Source organism: Embleya sp. NPDC056575 (assembly GCF_042793325.1).
In the GTDB taxonomy this organism is placed as follows: Bacteria; Actinomycetota; Actinomycetes; order Streptomycetales; family Streptomycetaceae; genus Embleya.
This window is the reverse complement of sequence record NZ_JBHTVA010000134.1, coordinates 8,627-11,533: the sequence shown is the minus strand read 5'-3', so window position 1 is coordinate 11,533 and position 2,907 is coordinate 8,627. Positions and strand designations below refer to the sequence as shown.

The window sequence follows — 2,907 nt, the reverse complement described above, 5'->3', positions numbered from 1 at the left end:
GTCCGGATCCGCCCGCGCTGCTGTCGGCCCGTTATCGAGCCCCCGCCAAGACCGGGCCACCGTGTTCGAGTCCCCGCCCGGTCACGACCCGGGCCGTCCGCTCCCGGGGCCGCCCCGCTCGCAGGCGTCGCGGCGGCCCCGAGCGCCGCTCACGGCCCCCCGCCCCGCTCCCCCGGATGCAATGACCGAGCGGCGCCGGAAAACCCTCCCGACGCCGCCTCGCGCCCCGCTACGGGCTACTGCTGCCGCCCGCTGGTCACCCGGTACGCGTCGAACACGCCCTCGACCCCGCGCACCGCCTTGAGCACGTGCCCCAGGTGCTTCGGATCGCCCATCTCGAAGGTGAACCGGCTCACCGCGACCCGGTCGCGCGTGGTGGCCACCGACGCGGACAGGATGTTCACGTGCTGGTCCGACAACACGCGCGTGATGTCCGACAACAACCGGGACCGATCGAGCGCCTGCACCTCTATCGCCACCAGGAACACCGAGGACGCGGTCGGCGCCCACTCGACGTCGACGATGCGCTCCGACTGCCGGGACAACGACTCCACGTTGCCGCAGTCCTGGCGGTGCACCGAGACGCCGTTGCCCCGGGTGACAAAGCCGATGATCGGATCGCCGGGCACGGGCGTGCAGCAGCGGGACAGCTTGACCCAGATGTCGTCGACACCCTTGACCACCACGCCCGGATTGCCGGTCGAGCGCGGCCGGCGCCGGGTGGTGGTCGGCCGGGTCGCCTCGGCCAGGTCCTCGGTCGCGCCCTCCTCGCCACCCAGCGACTCGACCAGGCGCTGCACGATGGTCTGCGCCGAGACGTGCCCCTCGCCGATCGCCGCGTACAGCGAGGAGATGTCGGGGTAGCGCAACTCGTGCGCCAGCGTCACCAGCGTGTCCCCGCCGCCCGACATCAGCCGCTGCAGCGGCAGGCCCTGCTTGCGCATGGCCCGGGTCAGGCCCTCCTTGCCCTGCTCGATCGCCTCCTCGCGGCGCTCCTTGGAGAACCACTGGCGGATCTTGTTGCGGGCCCGGGGCGACTTCACGAAGCCGAGCCAGTCGTGGCTGGGCGCCGCGGTCTCGCTCTTGGAGGTGAACACCTCCACCAGGTCGCCGTTGTCCAACCGGCTCTCCAGCGGCACCAGCCGCCCGTTCACCCGGGCGCCGATGGTGCGGTGTCCCACCTCGGTGTGCACCGCGTAGGCGAAGTCGACCGGGGTCGAGCCGGCCGGCAGCGCTATCACGTCGCCCTTGGGCGTGAAGACGAAGACCTCCTGGCTGGAGAGGTCGAAGCGCAGCGACTCCAGGAACTCGCCCGGATCCTCGGTCTCCCGCTGCCAGTCCAGGAGTTGGCGCAGCCACGCCATGTCGTTGGCCGGGTCCTCGCCCTTGCGCGCGGACTTGGTGTCGGTCTTCGCGGCACCCTTGGCGCCGACCGCCTCGGCCTTGTACTTCCAGTGCGCGGCGATGCCGTACTCGGCGCGGCGGTGCATGTCGAAGGTGCGGATCTGCAGTTCGACGGGCTTGCCCTCGGGCCCGATCACCGTCGTGTGCAACGACTGGTACATGTTGAACTTGGGCATCGCGATGTAGTCCTTGAACCGCCCGGGCACGGGGTTCCAGCGCGCGTGGATCGTGCCGAGCGCCGCGTAGCAGTCGCGGACCGAGTCGACCAGGACCCGGATGCCCACCAGGTCGTAGATCTCGGTGAACTCGCGGCCGCGCACGATCATCTTCTGGTAGACCGAGTAGTAGTGCTTCGGCCGCCCGGTCACCGTCGCCTTGATCCGCGCGGAGCGCAGGTCGCCCTGCACCTGGTCGGTGACCAGGGCCAGGTATTCGTCCCGCTTGGGCGCGCGCTCGGCGACCAGGCGCACGATCTCGTCGTACATCTTGGGGTAGAGGATGGCGAAGGCCAGGTCCTCCAGCTCCCACTTGATCGTGTTCATGCCCAGGCGGTGCGCCAGCGGGGCGTAGATCTCCAGCGTCTCGCGGGCCTTGCGCTCCTGCTTCTCCCGCTTGAGGTAGCGCATGGTGCGCATGTTGTGCAGCCGGTCGGCGAGCTTGATCACCAGCACGCGCGGGTCCTTGGCCATCGCGATGACCATCTTGCGCACGGTCTCGGCCTGCGCCGCCTCGCCGAACTTGACCTTGTCCAGCTTGGTCACGCCGTCCACGAGCATCGCGACGGTGTCGCCGAAGTCGCGGCGCAGCGCGTCGAGCCCGTAGTCGGTGTCCTCGACGGTGTCGTGCAGCAGTCCGGCCATCAGCGTCGGCGGGTCCATGCCCAGCTCGGCCAGGATGGTGGCGACCGCGAGCGGGTGGGTGATGTACGGGTCGCCGCTCTTGCGCCGCTGGCCGCGATGCCAGCGCTCGGCGGTGGTGTAGGCCCGTTCGATCTGGCGCAGGTCGGCCTTGGGGTCGTTGACCCGGACCACCCGCAGCAGCGGCTCCAGGACCGGGTTGTAGACGCTGTTGCGCTGCACGCCCAGGCGGGCCAGGCGGGCGCGGACCCGGCTGGGCCCGTCCACCCGCAACGAGCGCGAGCGCTCGCCGGTGCGCGAGGCGCCCGCCGCGCCGGGTGCCGCCTTGGCGACCGGTCGCGGGCCTCGGGCCTCGGGTCCGGCCGCACCGGCGGCGGGGCCGCTGTGGCCGTCGCTGCCGCGGGGGCCGTCGGCGCTGTCCTCGGACGCGGGGCCGCGGGTGTCACCCGCGTCGGGCCGGTTCGCGGGCGGCTCGGTCGACGCCGCGGGCCGCTCCTGCGGCGGTTCGGCGTGCGCGTCGGCGCGGGCCCGGGCGGGAGCCTCCTCGGCTCCTCCGGCGCTCACCGGCGGATGACCCGCGGGTCCCGGTGTGGCACGTGTGGCGTCGTCCGAGGGAGCCGCGTGTTCGACGGCATCCCCCGAGGAC

Annotated in this window: 1 protein-coding gene; it reads right to left on the bottom strand. The window is 72.0% G+C overall.

Annotation, left to right across the window (positions count from 1 at the left end; genetic code table 11):
• Window positions 1-236 precede the first annotated feature (236 nt).
• A complete protein-coding gene (locus tag ACFRCG_RS47660; RefSeq protein ID WP_380042943.1) occupies window positions 237-2,825 on the bottom strand; it encodes a RelA/SpoT family protein in 2,589 nt (862 codons plus the stop codon).
• Window positions 2,826-2,907 lie beyond the last annotated feature (82 nt).